The organism is Nocardiopsis deserti, assembly GCF_008638355.1.
Taxonomy (GTDB): domain Bacteria; phylum Actinomycetota; class Actinomycetes; order Streptosporangiales; family Streptosporangiaceae; genus Nocardiopsis; species Nocardiopsis alborubida.
Window position 1 is genome coordinate 20,442 of the sequence record NZ_VWVS01000025.1, and the last position, 15,403, is coordinate 35,844.

The 15,403-nt window shown below is 71.6% G+C and carries 16 protein-coding genes; 6 read left to right on the forward strand and 10 right to left on the reverse strand.

Annotated elements, in window-relative coordinates; genetic code table 11:
* Positions 1–369 precede the first annotated feature (369 nt).
* Complete coding sequence (locus tag FYW99_RS28090; protein WP_150255024.1) at positions 370–1,224, reverse strand: helix-turn-helix domain-containing protein; 855 nt, start codon at positions 1,222–1,224, stop codon at positions 370–372.
* Positions 1,225–1,398: 174 nt separating this feature from the next.
* Between FYW99_RS28090 and FYW99_RS28095 the strand changes: the two genes are divergently transcribed.
* Positions 1,399–2,151 carry an SDR family NAD(P)-dependent oxidoreductase gene (locus tag FYW99_RS28095; RefSeq protein ID WP_150255025.1) on the forward strand — a complete coding sequence of 251 codons (753 nt, stop codon included), beginning with the start codon at positions 1,399–1,401 and terminating at the stop codon, positions 2,149–2,151.
* 129 nt (positions 2,152–2,280) lie between these two features.
* Positions 2,281–2,451: a hypothetical protein gene (locus FYW99_RS32005; protein ID WP_190394843.1), complete on the forward strand. Its 171-nt coding sequence runs from the start codon at positions 2,281–2,283 to the stop codon at positions 2,449–2,451.
* 26 nt (positions 2,452–2,477) lie between these two features.
* Here FYW99_RS32005 and FYW99_RS28100 read toward each other — a convergent pair whose 3' ends face one another.
* The 3 genes from FYW99_RS28100 to FYW99_RS28110 form a co-directional block, all read right to left on the reverse strand.
* The gene (locus tag FYW99_RS28100) at positions 2,478–3,152 is read right to left on the reverse strand and encodes a hypothetical protein (RefSeq protein ID WP_150255026.1); all 675 of its coding nucleotides are present in this window, start codon (positions 3,150–3,152) and stop codon (positions 2,478–2,480) included.
* A gap of 78 nt (positions 3,153–3,230) precedes the next feature.
* Entirely contained in the window at positions 3,231–4,178 is a 948-nt protein-coding gene (hemC, locus tag FYW99_RS28105; protein ID WP_150255027.1) for a hydroxymethylbilane synthase, read from the reverse strand.
* A gap of 123 nt (positions 4,179–4,301) precedes the next feature.
* Positions 4,302–4,553, reverse strand: coding sequence for an NUDIX hydrolase (locus FYW99_RS28110; protein ID WP_150255028.1), 252 nt, complete (start codon positions 4,551–4,553; stop codon positions 4,302–4,304).
* Between the two features lie 687 nt (positions 4,554–5,240).
* On the opposite strand from FYW99_RS28110, the gene FYW99_RS28115 reads away from it, so the two are divergent.
* Together FYW99_RS28115 and FYW99_RS28120 are read left to right on the forward strand one after the other, a co-directional pair.
* A complete protein-coding gene (locus FYW99_RS28115; protein WP_150255029.1) occupies positions 5,241–6,251 on the forward strand; it encodes a hypothetical protein in 1,011 nt (336 codons plus the stop codon).
* 272 nt (positions 6,252–6,523) lie between these two features.
* Positions 6,524–6,697 (forward strand): hypothetical protein, encoded by a 174-nt coding sequence (locus tag FYW99_RS28120; RefSeq protein WP_017566809.1) that lies wholly within the window; start codon positions 6,524–6,526, stop codon positions 6,695–6,697.
* 115 nt (positions 6,698–6,812) lie between these two features.
* On the opposite strand, the gene FYW99_RS28125 is transcribed toward FYW99_RS28120, so the two are convergent.
* On the reverse strand, positions 6,813–7,391 hold the full coding sequence (locus tag FYW99_RS28125; protein WP_150255076.1) for a TetR/AcrR family transcriptional regulator: 579 nt from the start codon (positions 7,389–7,391) through the stop codon (positions 6,813–6,815).
* A gap of 487 nt (positions 7,392–7,878) precedes the next feature.
* A complete protein-coding gene (locus FYW99_RS28130; protein ID WP_017567935.1) occupies positions 7,879–8,292 on the reverse strand; it encodes a MarR family winged helix-turn-helix transcriptional regulator in 414 nt (137 codons plus the stop codon).
* 108 nt (positions 8,293–8,400) lie between these two features.
* Between FYW99_RS28130 and FYW99_RS28135 the strand changes: the two genes are divergently transcribed.
* Positions 8,401–9,315 carry an alpha/beta hydrolase gene (locus tag FYW99_RS28135; RefSeq protein ID WP_150255030.1) on the forward strand — a complete coding sequence of 305 codons (915 nt, stop codon included), beginning with the start codon at positions 8,401–8,403 and terminating at the stop codon, positions 9,313–9,315.
* Between the two features lie 270 nt (positions 9,316–9,585).
* Here the strand turns inward: FYW99_RS28135 and FYW99_RS28140 are convergent, their stop codons facing one another.
* Positions 9,586–10,992 carry a GH1 family beta-glucosidase gene (locus tag FYW99_RS28140; protein ID WP_150255031.1) on the reverse strand — a complete coding sequence of 469 codons (1,407 nt, stop codon included), beginning with the start codon at positions 10,990–10,992 and terminating at the stop codon, positions 9,586–9,588.
* Positions 10,993–11,242: 250 nt separating this feature from the next.
* On the opposite strand from FYW99_RS28140, the gene FYW99_RS28145 reads away from it, so the two are divergent.
* Positions 11,243–12,808 (forward strand): hypothetical protein, encoded by a 1,566-nt coding sequence (locus FYW99_RS28145; protein ID WP_150255032.1) that lies wholly within the window; start codon positions 11,243–11,245, stop codon positions 12,806–12,808.
* Positions 12,809–12,979: 171 nt separating this feature from the next.
* On the opposite strand, the gene FYW99_RS28150 is transcribed toward FYW99_RS28145, so the two are convergent.
* From FYW99_RS28150 to FYW99_RS32635, 3 genes are all read right to left on the reverse strand, one after another.
* Positions 12,980–13,999: a methyltransferase gene (locus FYW99_RS28150; protein WP_150255033.1), complete on the reverse strand. Its 1,020-nt coding sequence runs from the start codon at positions 13,997–13,999 to the stop codon at positions 12,980–12,982.
* 89 nt (positions 14,000–14,088) lie between these two features.
* Entirely contained in the window at positions 14,089–14,373 is a 285-nt protein-coding gene (locus tag FYW99_RS33125) for a zinc ribbon domain-containing protein (RefSeq protein WP_394350383.1), read from the reverse strand.
* Positions 14,367–15,398 carry a hypothetical protein gene (locus FYW99_RS32635; RefSeq protein WP_223839700.1) on the reverse strand — a complete coding sequence of 344 codons (1,032 nt, stop codon included), beginning with the start codon at positions 15,396–15,398 and terminating at the stop codon, positions 14,367–14,369. Before FYW99_RS32635 ends, FYW99_RS33125 begins: the two co-directional genes overlap by 7 nt.
* Between the last annotated feature and the right edge of the window lie 5 nt (positions 15,399–15,403).

Below are 15,403 nucleotides of genomic sequence, written 5' to 3' on the forward strand. Positions count from 1 at the left end.
GGGTGCCGCCAGCATCCAACGGCACGCCCCCGGCGGACAACCCCAACGGCATCCTGGGGCACAGGTGTACACGCCCTTCCCTCGCGCGGACCACTCCCCCAGGAAGGTTCAGGGCCGGTCGGAAACGCCCGTGCGACGGCATGGCCGAAAGGGCTGCGCCCACCCCCGGCTTCCCTGTTCGCGGCGGCCTCCACCCCCGAACCGCCCCAACGGTGGAAAGGCCGCGGACCGGCGAGGTTCGGGGAGCGGATATTCCCGGCACAAAGGACGGAAACCGGTGGACGTCGGGCCCAGGTGCAGCCGGCGTCGGCCCCGAAGATGATCGCCGTTCCACCATCGGCGCGCGGCCGGGGGAAGCCCGACCGAGCTTCAGCGGTCTTCGACCCTGGCCCGGGAGGAGGGCGTCCCGGCTGTCAGGGAGGCCAGGAGCGTGAGGCGGTCCGCGCTCTCCGGGTGTGCGTGGTCGGGGTGGTAGACGACGAGCAGCTGCTCGTCAGTGTCGTCGATGGCGAGTTTGGACACGTTCAGGTCCATGGTGCCGACCTGGGGGTGGTCGACGCGGACGAGGCCGCCGCGAGGTGGACGGACATCGTGACGCGCCCAGGCCTGCTGGAAGGCCGTGCTCGCCTGAGAGAGCTCCTCCACCAGTTGCGCGACTCGTGGATCGCTCAGATCCGTTCCCACGCGTTTGCGGAACATCGCGACCATCTCCCGCCGGTCGAGGTACAGGCGATGGTCCGTGTCGAGGAAGGCCGTGCGCAGCAGGTTCTCGCCCGGCCGCAGCTCCGGGGAGAGCGCGCGTGCCAGAGGATTGCTCGCGAGCACGTCCGTGTATCGCCCGGCGACGAACGCCGGGGCGTTGACCGTGCGGAGAAGGTCGAGGACCCGGGGAGTGAGGGCCTCCCGCCCGCGGGGTTCGCGACGCGGAGGCCGCGGGGCGGTGCTCAGTCCGAGCAGGTGCTGGGTGGAGGGCTCGTCCAGTTGCAGCACCCGCGCGATCGACCCGAGCACCTGGGCTGAGGGGTTGCGGTTACGCCCCTGCTCCAGCCGCAGGTAGTAGTCGGAGCTGATGCCCGCGAGCAGGGCGACCTCCTCGCGGCGCAGCCCGGGAACGCGGCGGCGGGAGTCCTCGGGCAGGCCGACCGCCCGGGGGGCCACCAGCTCCCGTCGGGCACGTAGGTACTCCCCCAACGGGTTCTGGCTGTCGGATCCGCGTCCTGTCATCACCCCGGATCGTACCCGGCCGGACGGGGAGGCTGCCTGGTCCTGTCACTCCCAGGATGCAGGTGGCCTACCCGGAGCTGGCGGCGGTGACGGATCGTCGCTGGGGAGCGCGACACGTGCCGACAGGTACGGGCGCTCAGCCCATGTGTTCCACCCCGAACAAGGAAGGTCCTCGTGTCCTCGAATCGAATCGCTCTGGTGACCGGAGCCAACCAGGGTATGGGCAAGCAGGTCGCGAAGGAGCTGACCGCCGACGGGGCGACGGTGTTCGTCGGGTCCCGCGACGCCGCCCGCGGCAAGGCGGCCGCCGCCGAGATCGGAGCCGGCGCGACCCCGCTTCAGCTCGACGTGACGGATCCGGAATCGATCACCTCGGCGGCCCAGCGGCTCCGCGACGAGGCCGGTCGACTCGACCTCCTCGTCAACAACGCCGCCATCTCCACGACTCGGTCGGGTGCCGACATGGCCGAGCTGCGCTCCCTGTCAGCGGCGGGCACGGTCCCGCTGGAGGAGGTGCGGGCTGTCTGGGAGGTGAACGTCTTCGGGCCCATGGCGGTGTACCAGGCCGTGCTCCCGCTGCTTCGCCTGTCATCGGACGCACGCATCGTCAACGTCACGAGCGCGCTCGGTTCTCTGACGACCGTCACCGACCCGGCTCTCCCCCACCACTCGCTCTTCGAGCCGGTCTACGCGGCGTCGAAAGCCGCGCTCAACGCCGTGACGGTGGCGATGATGACCGAACTCCGGGACTCCGGCATCAAGGTCAACCTCGTTTCGCCGGGGTTCGCGAACACCGCGCTGGTCAACTTCGAGGGCACGGAGACGGTCGAGGACGCCGCTCGTGAGATCGTGCGTGTCGCTCGGCTCGGGCCTGAAGGGCCCTCCGGCACCTTCACGACGTGGGAGGGAGCGCATCTCCCGTGGTGAGTCCACAGCGCTGACCAGTCAGCGCCGCACGCTCCCAGCCGTACGGGCACGACCCGCCAATGACAGGGTGCAACGCCTGTTACACGGGACTCTTGGGGCATACGCGTCGGGTTTCGGCGTTTCCCGTACATGGTGATCGGCTGGATCGCCGAGATGCTCGCCGCCCCCGACCGAGCCCACCACCAGCCCTTCCCGCTCCACCCGGAGCAGGAGGAGCGCGTTCTCCGGTTCTACGAGATCGACCCGCGCACCGGCCAGCCGGTGGTGGGGCAGCCCCTCACCCCCGGCCCGCCGGTGTGACACCGCGACCGCGGGGCTCGGTGGTGTCAGACGGCCTCGACGCCCGCGAGGATCTCCTCCACGACCTCGACGTTGACCTCGTCTTCGGTGGGGTCCTCGGCGTCCCAGATGACCACGTGCAGCATGGTGTAGTCGGCGTCGCCGGTGTCCACGACCAGGGTCGTTCCGGAGTGGGCCTGGGAGTAGCGCATGTCGGCGCGCGCCGCCTCCACACTGCCCGGGACGTCGTAGGGCTGGCTGCCGCGGTCTTCGAGGCCCACGAACTGGTCGCTGAAGAGGCCGGGGAGAATCGCGGCTGCGGAGACGGCGGTCGCCGCAGCGGTGCCGGGTGGGGACTTCTCCGCGAGGGTTTCACTGGTGTAGGCGATGATCGTGCCGTCCTCACGACGCAACGCGTGCAGCAGGGGCTCGGAGTCGATCTCCATGGGCGTGGGGACCACGTTCACGGGCTCCCAACCAGCGGGGAGGGTGTAGGTGAGCGTGTCGCTCTCCACGACGATCTGCGCGGGTTCCTCGTCGGCCTGCGTGCCGTCCTCGGTGGGCTCGGCGGCCTCTTGCGTGGCTGGGGGCTGTTGCACTGCCGCGTCCTGGGGTTCCTCGTCCGCCTGGCCGTCGGCGCAGCCGGTCGCGAGCAGCACCGCGCTGCCGCTCACGGCCAGCAGACGCACGGGGAGGGGGATGGGGTTTTCGGTGTGGTCCATGGTCGCGAACCTACCGTGACCTTGCGACACCAGGGTGTGCCCCCTGAGCTCAGACCGGTGCTTGTGCGCTTCGGTGGGTCAGGGTCGCTGCGGCGGGGGTGCGGTGCGCAACTCTTCGAGCAGGGCGGTCGCGCCGCGCTCGCGCAGCTCGTCGGCGACCTGGGCTCCCAGGGCTTCGGGACCTTGCGTGGAGCCGGTCTTCTCAGCTCGTATCGCCCGGCTGCCGTCGACGGCGGTGACCTGGCCCAGCAGCCGTAGCGACGGGCCCCCGGCGACCGCTGTCGCGCCGATCGGTACGTGGCAACCACCGTCCAGGGCGGCGAGCAGGGCGCGTTCGGCGCGCACCGCGGTGTCGGTTACCGGGTCGTGCACGACCGATAACAGCTCCTGGAGCCAGGCGTCCTCGGCTCCGGTGCGGATTTGCACCCCGAGTGTTCCCTGGGCGGGTGAGGGCGGCCACTCCCAGGGGTCGAGGAACTGGGTGATCTGGTCGGACAGGCCCAGCCTACGCAGGCCCGCGGCGGCCAGGAGCAGCCCTGACCAGCCCTTCTGGCGCATCTGGTGTAGGCGCGGGGGCACATTGCCGCGGATGGGTGTGGGGCGCACGTCGGGGCGGGCGTGGCGGAGTTGGCCGATGCGGCGCGGGGCGCTGGTGCCCACCCGCGCACCTTGGGGCAGGGTGTCCAGGGTGGCGCCGCACAGGGCGTCGCGCACGTCGTGGCGCGCGGGCACTGCGGCAAGCATCGTGCCGGGGGCGGGGGTGGTGGGCAGGTCCTTGAGGGAGTGGACGGCCACGTCGATTTCCCCGGCCAGCAGTGCTGCCTCGACCTGGGAGGCGAACACGCCGGCGCCGGAGGCGGACAGTTCGGCCAGGCTGGTGGTGCGGTCCAGGTCACCGGTGGTCATGATGGTGTGACGGGTCCAGGCCGCGTCGGGGTGGGCGGTGCGTAGTTGACCGAGGAGCTCGCCGACCATGGTCCTGGCCAGGTGACTGCCGCGTGAGCCCACCCGTACGGTCCGCGCCATCGCTGTACCCTCGCCCCCGTTGGATGTGCTGTGGTCCAGCAGCAGGTTAGGACCGAGCCGGGGTGTGTGTCCGGGCTTCGTCCAGATCGGTGTCGGAACTCCCCGCCCCTCCGAGGAGTGTGGTCACCACCCGTGTGCGGTGTACCGCGTGCGGGAGGCCCAGGCGCGGATGCCTTCGGCCGGGTGGTCGATGGCGTTCGCCGGTAGGCCGGTGGGATCAGCCCAGGAGAGTCCGGCGCACTTGTCGGGCTCGCGGTTGTAGGGCTGACCCGACCATTGCTCGCAGGCGAAGAAGACGCCGATGCGGGTGTGGTCGGCCTCCTGGCGGTGGTGAATGAGAGCGACCATGCCCAGCTGAGAGGGGTCGGTGCGCACCCCGATTTCCTCCCCGAGTGGACGTTTCTCCTAGATGAGTCACGCAACCCTGGCTCGCCTCGGTTGAGCTGGTCCAGCCGACGATTCCCCCAGAGCGTATGCAGGCCGCTGAAGGCTCCCCTGCCGAGCAGAAGATCCGGCCTCGGCTTTGCCCAGCACTACGGCGACCAGACAGCTGTCCCAGCCGGGATCGGCCACAGCACCATGCAGGACCAAGCCCACACGGGCAGGGCGTCGTTGTAGTGGTACCTGCACGGCGGGACGGCCTCCTTGATCACGGTACGTGACCAAGGAGGAAAGTCTTTTTCGGTCTGCTCGTCTCGGTGGCGAAGGGTTCCCGCGCCGAGGCGCAAGCCCCCTGGTCCGGCCGGGTGGAAGACTCCCGTCTCCCACCCAGGAGTGGGAGATTCTTGGGAGACGGGAACCTCCCACACCGTCCTGGAACCGCTCTGAAGGGCGTCCGGCACTCCCCTCAGCCGTGTGCGGGGAAAGCCGGGAGAGACGTCCTTCGGGGATGCCTCAGAGAGGTCCCCGAAGGACGTTGTGCAGCACCCTCCCGGACGGGCGCCATCCGGGAAACACCTGTTACACGGGACTCTTGGGGCATAGGCGTCGGGTTTCGGCGTTTCCCGGGTGCGGCGGTCCCAGCGTCCCTAGGCTCGCTCGGAACCGCCCCGAGGAGTCCTGATGCCCGCCCTGTCCGAGCCCCACGCCCCTCGGCACCCCTACCGGAACCTGGTGCTGCTGTCCCTGCTGACCCTGTCCGGCGGCCGCCCCGCGCACGGCCTGCTCGAACACGCGCACCGGCCGGTCACCGGAGCCCTGCCGCGCGGGCGGCGCCACCCGCGCCCCCACGCCTACCCGCGGGTGCGCCGTCGTGTGCTGCGCCGCTCCCTGAGCCCGCGCGGGTGGCACCTCAGAGGCGGCGCGGCGGGGCTGTGCCTGTCCCCCGTGGACGGCGCGGGCGGCGAAGCCCGGCTCCTGGAGGGGCTGGACGGTCTGGACGCGCGGGCGCGGGCGGCCTACGGGCTGCTGCGGGTGGAGGGCCGGTCCGCCGGGGAGGCCGCCGCCCTGCTGTCCTCGGTCGGCGTGCACGACGCGTCCGGCGCCGTGGAGCGGGCTCTGGGGGCGGGGGACGAGCACCGGTTCCCCGACCCCGCCGTCGTCCGGGTCAGCGGCCGGGGCCCGCACGAGGTGCTCGACGCCGACAGCGGCTTCGGGCTGTGGGGGCTGGCGGCCTGCGCCGGGGAAGCACCCGCCGAACCGGTCCGCACGGCCACGGCCTGGGAGTTCGCCCGCCAGGAACTGCCCGGCGGCGGCACCGGCCGGTGGGTGTGCGTGTGCTACGGGGCCCACGACAGCGACGACCTGGCCCGCACGGTGCTGGTGACCGACACCGACGGGGGCACCGACACCGTGGTCGCGGGCGAGCGCGCGGGCGGCTGGGAGTGCAGCAACCTCGACCGCCAGGTGGCGGCGGGCACGTGGTGGCAGGCTGAGGACGGTCGGTGGCACTACCTGGCGGCGGCCTCCCGGGAGGCGGACCGGATCAGCGCGGAGGGCGGCGCCAGCGGCAGCACGGAGGGCGGCGAGGCGCTCTCCGTCGAGGGGCCCGAGGGCGGGGAGCCGCCCGCCGAGGAGGTCGGGCTCGTCGCCATGGATGTGCGCGGGGAGGAGATGACCGTGTTCGCCCGCTGAACCGCCCCGGCCCGGGGAGTCCGACACCGCGCGACGGTGGCCGGTTCCGGCCAGCACGCGTGTGAGCGGACGCCGGAATACCCCGGGCCGCACGGTGGTATCACTGGTCTGGACTCCCCCGCGCAGACCGGAGCCGACTACCGAAGCGCGACAGGGCCGGGTTTCCCGGCCCTGGGAACAGTGGACTGCCCGGCCCCGGCCGTAGTGAGGTGTGACCTATGTCGATCTGGTCCCGTGGTGACCGTACCGGAAGGGTTGAGGAAGCCCTTCTGATGCTGGAGGGACAGGGGATCATCGACGGCCTGGAGATCCTGCCGGGCGAGGCCAAGCCCTACCGCGTGCTCGTCCCCGCGGGCCTGGTCCACATGGACGAGGACGAGGCGTCGATGTTCGCGCTCGGCGCGGTCGTGGGGGCGTTCGGCGCCATCGCCCGCCAGCACGCCTGAACGCGGTCCGCGGCCCGGCCTGGGCGGATCCGCGGCGGCACCGGCCGAGCGGGCGGGTCCGCGGCGCTTCCGGTCCCAGGCCGCACACGGCCGCGGGCGCCTCAACCGGAACCCGCTACAGGGCGGCCGCCGTGCGGCCCATGGTGCGCAGCACGGCGTCCAGGAGCAGGTCCCGGACCATCGCGCGGTGCTCCGCGGTGTGCGCCACGGTCAGCTCGTTGTTGAACGTGGACAGGCACAGGCCCACCACCATCTCGGCGAGCGGGCGCGCGGGACGGCCGTCCTTGGGCAGCTCCTCCACGAAGCGGGCGATCTCCACCGCCTCGCGCACGGCCTCCACCCACGGTTCGGTGCGCTCACGCCACCAGTCGCGCTGCGGGCCGGGCTCGGAGCCCAGGCCGGAGGCGGCGGCGAGCAGCCCGCCCGACTCCAGCCACAGTCCCACCCAGGCGTCCACGACGCGGCCCATGTAGCCGTCGATGTTCTCCATGCGGCCGAAGGTGAGGTCGAGCCGGGAGGCGAACGCGGCCAGCCGCACGTCCACGGCGGCCTGGAGCACCTGGTTCTTGTGGTTGTAGTACCGGTAGACGGTGGAGCGGTCGATGTCCACGCCCTCGGTGATCTCCTTGTAGGTGATCTGGCTGAAGGGCTTGGCGCTCAGCAGCTCGACCAGGCTGTTCTGCAACTGGAGCATGCGCTGTGCGGCGCGCAGGCTGCCGCTCGTGCCCTGCCCCGCCTCCCTCGGCGCCGCCGTGCCCGATCCCTGTTCCGCCATCTGTCCCCACAGCCCTCGTCGACCGAACTCCCCCCCAGCCTGCCGCAGCGGGGAGACTTTCTCCAACACGGCGTTGGGGGAGTTCGGACACGTGGCCCCGGCGCGGGGCCCTCCCCCGCTCCGGGGCGGACCGGGCCGGAGCGCGGTGCCGGCCCCGCGCGGACGCGTCAGGTGGCGGGATCGGGGAGCACCACCGCGGTGGTGCTCCCCTGCCCCGCGCGAAGGCGCCGGAGGTCGGCTAGTGCTCTGACCGGGAAGGTTCGCCGGGGCGGTCGTCCGGGCGGTTGGATGCACGGTGACGTCCGATCCGATTGCTGGAGGTGGAGTGGCTGAGCTTGTCCATGTGCGCACACAGCACTGGCAGGCAGGGGGTCACCGTGCAGGCGAACCGCTCGCGACCATGGACTCATGCGGGCGAGAGCATCTCCTGAAGGATGCGCTGCAGCTCGGTGCGGTCCCGCGGAGTGATCCTCGCCAGTCTGCGGTCGTACTCCGCCGCGAGGGCCGCAAGTGCACGATCCCGTGCCTCTGTGCCCTCAGCGGTTAGTACGAGCCGGTGACGCCGCAGGTCCGCGTCGTCGATCTCGCGCCGGATGAACCCCTTGGCGACGAGGTTGCGGACGTAGACCGTCACGCTCGCTTTGGGGAGCAGCAGTGCCGTCGCGATCTCGGCCGGGTACGGCGATGCCTCCACCTCGGCCAGGACGAAAAACTCCTTCGTCTCCAACCCGAGCTCGGCCAGCTCCCCCGTACAGGCATCCATCACAACGCCCAGCAGCCGCTGGTTCAGCGTCCACAGCTGCGCCCCGTCAACTGACATGCGACCCCTCCGTGCATATGGTACAGTTTCGTATTAGTTTCAGATCGTACAATACATTGACTTGTACTGGACTCCTATGGAACAACAATCTCACGAAGGAAGCCAGGCATGCCTAAGCACCTCACGATCCCGCGCGGTCCCCTCAGCCTCGCCGCGGACCTCCACCTGCCCGACAACGCCGGCAGCAGCGCACCGCTGCGCGCCGTGGTGCTCTCCACCCCGGGCAGCAGCGTGAAGGAGCAGATCGGCGCCAATTACGCCTCCCGTCTCGCCGCCCGCGGCATCGCGGCGCTCGTCCTCGACCCCGCCCATCAGGGTCAGAGCGAGGGCGAGCCCCGCGACCTCGAAGACCCCTACCGCCGAGGTGAGGACATCTCCTACGCCATCGACGTGCTCACCACGACCCCCGGCATCGACCCGCAGCGCATCGGCGTCCTCGGCATCTGCGCCGGTGGCGGCTACACCGTGCACACCGCTCGCACGGACCACCGCATCAAGGCGGTCGGCACGGTCGTCCCCGTCAACATCGGCGCCGCGTTCCGCAGCTTCTCCCCCGACGGTCCGGCCGCAGCACTCGACGCCCTCGCGGACGCACGGACCGAAGAGGCCCGCTCCGGCGAGACGACCCGCGTGAACTGGCTGCCCGCCACCCTGGAGGACGCCACAACAGCGGGCCTGACCGACATCGACACCATCCAAGCCGTCACCTACTACCGCACCGAGCGCGGCGGCAACGAACACTCCACGAACCGGCGCCTCTTGCGCAGCGACTCCCTCCTGCTGGGCTACGACGCGTTCCACCTGGCCGATCGGCTCATGACCCAGCCACTCCAGGTCATCCTCGCCGGACGCATCGGCAACACCGGCTCCTACGACACCGGCATGCAGCTGTGGAAGCTGGCCCCCAACCCCGTCGACCTCATGGTGATCGACGGCGCCGGCCACTACGAGATGTACGACGAACCCGAATACGTCGACGCTGCCGTCGAACGACTCACCAGCTTCTACACGAACAACCTGTAAGGCATCCGAACCGGCGAACCTTCCAGGTCAGAGCACTAGGGTCTGTTTTTTGAACCGGCCTCAGCCTGTGGGGGGTTGGTTCGGGCGCCCACGGGGTTCTGGAGGTGGTGGAGGCGGGTTTCCGTGGGAGAACCGCGCCGTAGGCGTCCGTTGAGGGTGGTGGCGGGCGACGGGTGGGCACGAGCGAACCCGCCGGAGACACCGAAGGTTCCCGTGCTTCGGGCGCCCGAACACGGGCCGAAGCGAAGCGGAGGTCCCAAAAAACACCGTCTAGCTCTCCCTCGGGGTGGCGAGTTCCTGGACCCTGCGGGCGCGGTGCGAGGTCAGGAAGTCGCGGTACCAGTGGTAGCTGTCCTTGGGGTGGCGCTCCAGGCGCTCGTAGTCGACGCGGACCAGCCCGAAGCGGCGGTCGTAACCGTAGGCCCACTCGAAGTTGTCCAGCAGCGACCACACGAAGTAGCCGCGCACGTCCACCCCCGCGTCGATGGCCGTGGCCAGGGCGTCCAGGTGGTCGCGCAGGTACTCGATGCGGCCCGTGTCGCGCACCCGGCCGGTCTCGTCGGGCTGGTCGTCCTCGGCCGAGCCGTTCTCGGTGATGAAGATGGGCGGCAGGTTCGGGTAGCGCCGGTCCAGGTCGATGAGCAGGTCCGCGAAGGTGGCCGGGACCACCGGCCAGCCCATGGTCGTGTGCCGCACGCCCTCGACCTGTACCTGTTCGGTGCGGATGTCCACGGCGGTGCGCGCGGCCGGGTCGGCCTCGCTGTGGGGGGCGTCGCGCAACATGATCGGCCGGTAGAAGTTGACGCCGAGGAAGTCCAGCGGCTGGCCGATGATGCGCAGGTCGCCGTCGGCGCGGTAGGAGCCGTCGGCCATCCCCTCCCAGACCTCGTCCTCGTTGTCGGGGTAGGTCCCGGCGAAGATGGGGTCGAACCACACGCGGTTGTGCAGGGTGCGGGCCCGCTCCACGGCGGCGCGGTCGGCCTCGGAGTCGGTGGCGGGCAGGAAGTGGTCGGGGTTGAGGGTGATGCCGACCTCCCCGGCGGCGGCCGCGCGCAGTTCGCCGGTGGCCATACCGTGGGCGAGCAGCAGGTGGTGCGCGGCGGCCAGGGCGGGTGTGCCCTCCCTGGTGCCGGGGGCGTGGCGGCCGACGGCGTGGCCGACGAAGGCCGAGCAGAAGGGTTCGTTGAGGGTGATCCACCGGTTGACCCGGTCGCCGAGGCGGTCGGCGACGATGCGGGAGTACTCCGCGAAGCGGTAGGCGGTGTCGCGGACCCGCCAGCCGCCCTCGTCCTCCAGCGCCTGGGGCAGGTCCCAGTGGTAGAGGGTCAGGGCGGGCTCGATTCCCGCACCCAGGATGGTGTCCACGAGGCGGTCGTAGAAGGCCAGCCCCTCCGGGTTGGGGCGGCCCTTGCCCGTGGGCTGCACGCGCGGCCAGGCCACGGAGAAGCGGTACAGGTCCACGCCCAGGTCGGCGAGCAGGGCGACGTCCTCGCCGTAGCGGTGGTAGTGGTCGCAGGCGACGTCGCCGCTCTCACCGCGGGCGACGCGCCCCGGGACCCGGCAGTAGGTGTCCCAGATGGAGGGACCCCGTCCGCCCTCGTGTACGCCGCCCTCGATCTGGTAGGCGGCGGTGGCGGTGCCGAAGAGGAGGCTGGCGGGCAGTGTGGGCTCTTCCATGGCGTTCCTTTCCTGGGAGCGCTCCCAACCCTACCGAAGGCGACCTCCGACACCAATCATCCTTCAGTAGTCGAACAAACACCCTGAGCACGCGGAACACCGGTGCGCAGCCTCCTCCCGTCGCCCCTGTCCGATCCCGGTTCCGCCCGCGGCACAGGGGCGTCACGCAAGCCGGACGGCCTCCCGTATCGTCGCACTGCACGGCGTCCCCTGCCCCGCCGACCCCCTCCCCCGCGCGTGAAAGGACCCCATGAGCGACTGGATCGACTACTCCCAGAACCGGAAGATCCGGGAACTGGAGGAGAGTCTCGGTTCGGCCTACTACCAGATGGCCACCGAACGCCGCAGGATACGCTCGGAGCTGTCCCACGTCCGGGGCACCCTCGAACAGAGGCTGGACCGCGTCTCCGCCTCCCTGGACGCCTTCATCGAACTCAGCGACGTGCGCGCCGTCCTGGCGATGTTCGACGGAGCCGCCCTGGCCCGCCACCGCACCCTCCAGATGCTGGACGGCGTACCCGTCGCCCGCCCCGGCCTGGAGGACGTCCCCGACTACTGGCTGGTCCCGGCCGCCCTCGGCCTGCACGCCCTGATGGAGGGCGACGCGGCCGCCGCCCGCGTCCGCTTCGACGAGGCCGCCCGGCGCGACGCGACGCGCGCGGGCCACTTCGCGGCGCTGGCCACCGCCCTGACCAGCGCCGACCACGCCCGCGCCATGGACACCGCCGCGACCGCCGACCTGCTCCCCCGCCTGCCCTCCCCCACCGAGGAGGTGACCCGGGGCCAGCGCGCCCTGTGGCTGCTCACGGCCGACGGCTCCTTCGGCGACGACGCCCGCCAGCACCTGCTGCTGTCCACGCTGCGCGCCTGGTCCGAGGAGCAGGTCGGCGTTCCGGCCGCCGCGGGCCTGTCCGCCCTGACGGAGGACGCCTCCGGAGCCTCCCCCTCCCCTGCCCCCCGTGGGAAGAAGACCGGAGGGCTCGTCGAGCGCGCCGAGGCCGCGCGGCGGATCACCGCGCTGCGCGAGGGCGTCGCCCGCGTCGTCGAGCTCGACGGTGAGGACGCCTCCCCCGCCGCGCTCGCCCCCGACGAGGTCAGCGCCGCGTTCCTCGACGACACCCTGCGCCTGCTCGTGGAGGAGGGCAGCCCCGAGGAGGCCCCGCTCCTGGCCCGCGCCCGTGAACTGCGCGCGGTCATCGAGAGCAGCGGCGAGGGCGGGCCGCCGCAGCGGTGGACCGACACCGTGGGCACCGTCGCCTCCCTGCTCGGCGACGACCTGGTCCGCCAGGACGCACCGCCCCGCCGCCGCACCTTCGCCCTGGCCCTCCAGCGCCCGACCGTGATGGAGCGCGCCGAGGAGCTGGTGCGCGAGGCCGCCGCGCCGGTGGAGGACTCCACGACCCTCCAGGTGCAGGGCGTGCGGGTGACGCTCTCCTCCCACGGCGCCGAACCCCGGGAGCTGGAGCGCGCCCGCACCCAGCTGCGCGAGCGCTGGCGCGACACCGGCTCCGCCCGGACCTACGCGTGGGGCCTCCTGGCCATGACCGGTCTGCTGGCGGTGCTGGGGCTGGCGTCGGCCAGCGGCCTGGTCTGGTTCCTGTGCGTGGCCACCGCGGTGGGCGCCGGGATCGCGCTGATGGTCGACCAGACCAGGCGCGCCGAGGCCCGCGACACCGCCGAGGCGACCGTCCGGCGGCTGGACGCCCACATCGCCGAGGCCGCCGAGAAGTGGCGTGAGTCGCTGCTGGCCTCCGAGGAGCACGCCGTCACGGCCAGGCACGAGGCGGGACGGATCGACCGCCTGCTGAACACCTGAGAGAAGAAGGGCACCAGGGGACATGGGACTGTTCTCCGCGCGGGCCGGGCTCCGCAGCGACCCGCAGGGGTTCTTCCAGGGCCCGATGGCGCACGCGCCGGCCTCCGGCGCCCATGCCCTTCGGCGGGTGGCCAGGAGGGGGTGTGGAACGCGGTGCGGGGGCGGCGGCTCTCAGGCGCTGTCCCGCACCGGCCCGGCCACGAGCAGGCGCATCTCCAGTGGCAGGTCGCGGATCCCCCGGGTGGTCAGCCCGGCCGGGCGCAGCAGCGCCTCGTACTCGTGCTCGGTGCGCTCGGCCCCCGTGGTCATCACCATCATGTGCGCGTCGAACACCGTCGACAGCCAGGGCAGGCCGTCGTCGGGCAGGACGCGCTCGGCGATCAGCACGAGCCCGTCGGGGGCCATCGCCTCGCGGCAGTGGCGCAGCACGGTGCGGGCGTCCTCGTCGGACCAGTTGTGCAGGACCCGGCTGAGCAGGTAGACGTCGGCGCCCCGGGGCACGCCCCGGAGGAAGTCGCCCTCCACCAGCTCGCACCGCCCGTCCTCGACGAACGCGCCGAGGCGGACGCGGGCGGCGGCCAGCGCGGGCGGACGCTCCACGAGCACCCCGCGCGCGTGCGGCGCCCGGGCCAGGACGGTGGCCAGGAGCTCGCCGTCCCCTCCCCCGAGGTCGACCACCGTACGGGCGCCGGTGAAGTCGTGGACGTCGGGGACGGCGGTGGAGAACCGGCCGCCCGCGGCCATCCCGGCCGTGTAGCGCGCCGCGTCGCCGGGGTGGCGCTCCAGGTGGGTGAACACGTCGGTGCCGTGGGCGGCCTCGAAGGCGGTGCCGCCGGTGCGCACGCTCTCGCCCAGGCGTGCCCACGCGGCGGTGAACATCTCGCTGTCGTAGAGCAGCGCCAGGTCGGCCATCCCCGAGGGGTGGTCCCTGTGCAGGGCGGCCCCGACCTCCGTGGGCCGGTAGCGCCCGTCGCTGCGCTCCACGACCCCCACGGCCGCGAGCAGGCGCAGCAGGCGCCCCAGCCGGTCGGGGTACAGGTCCAGTTCACCTGCCAGGGCCGCGGCGTCGGCGGCGCCCCCGGCGAGGCGGTCGAGCACGCCCAGTTCGACCGCGGTGGCCACCGCCCGGGCCACCCACGGCCCGGTCATGAGCCGCAGCACCTCGCGCTCGGCGGATCCGTCCCCCGTCATTCCCACCTCCGCCAACAGACTCTCAGAGCCAACCGTTGCGACGGAAGACAAGTTGGAGTGCTCTCTTGACAAGGCCAGGAGATTCCCACCTACCTTGCGGTGGCGGGGTTGACGCGACGAGCGCGCCTGACGACTGCCCTCCCGGCAGCCGGGACCACCACGAGGCCGATCCGGTACAGGTGCAAGATGTTGCGGGCCGCATGGTCATCAGCGTTACCCGACCACCCACAACCTGGGCTCTTGCACACGAACGTGGCCTGGTCCTCCCGACTGCCGGGCGTGGTGAGGCCACACTCCGAGCAACGCTGGGACGTACCCGGGGCGGGGACCTTGACCAGGGTCCCGCCGCGTCGGGAGGGCTTGTACGTCAGCATCGTGACCGTCCGTCCCCACGCCTCCTGGGCGATGGTGCGGTGCAACCGGCGCGATGTGCGCTGGCCGGGAGTGTGGTGCTGTTTGCGCTGGGCGGCCGCCGTTCCAGGCGCAGAAGTTTGGCCTTCTCCGTGGGGGTCAGCCACTTGTCCTGGTCGGCTGTGCCATCCCCGGTACGGTGGGGGCGTCCGTGGTTTTGGTGATTGCCCTCTGACAGGGTCAAGGGCACGGTGGCCCCGACGTCACCGCCGACCTCCGGGCCGGTGCGGGTCTCGGGTTCGGTCTCCAGGGTCTGGACGCGGAAAGCGATGTGCCAACCCAACGAGTCCTTGGCCAACCGGGCCCCGGTGATCCGGTTCTCGGCGTTGGCGCGCTTGCCCACGGGCAGATCCCTAGTCCAGCGGAACCGCACCCGACCCGGTTGAGGAGGGTTGGCCATGCCCCAGCGGCGGTGCACACGTGGGACGTTCAAATCCCGCCCCTGAGGAACGTCCACCGACATCACAGGGCGCGGGCGGGACTTGAACGTGGGTTCGTCGGCGTGGCCGTCCCAGCAGGTGCGCCATGCTTGGAAGTACGTCCTGAGAACCGCCTGTGCGGCCTGCGCGGGCAGCACCGCCAGGAAGTCGATGTCCTTACGGGCCTGCCGGATGGCCGCGTCGGCATCGGTGAGGGACACCCACCGGTTCTCGCCAACCATGGTCCACCACTCGTGCAGCAGATTCCACAGGGCCCGGGCGGCGTGGGCTTGGGCATCCGATGACTTCGTCTGCTCGGCTGTGAGGGCGGGACAGGTTCGGTGGCCCCGATGGGCTCTGCCCACCTCTTCACCCCCTTGCTCATGAACTGGCTCGAACACCGACGAAAACAATGTCGCTGTGAAGTCAGCACCACGCAACGTCACCTTGTGGCCGAATGCGAAAAGTGGCGACAGCCGCGCAGCCCCAAGACGCGGATGGTGATGTCGCACCACCCTGTCCGAGCCAGAGGAGGACAGCCCGAAGAGGCAGGCGATCGCTGGAATCACCTCCC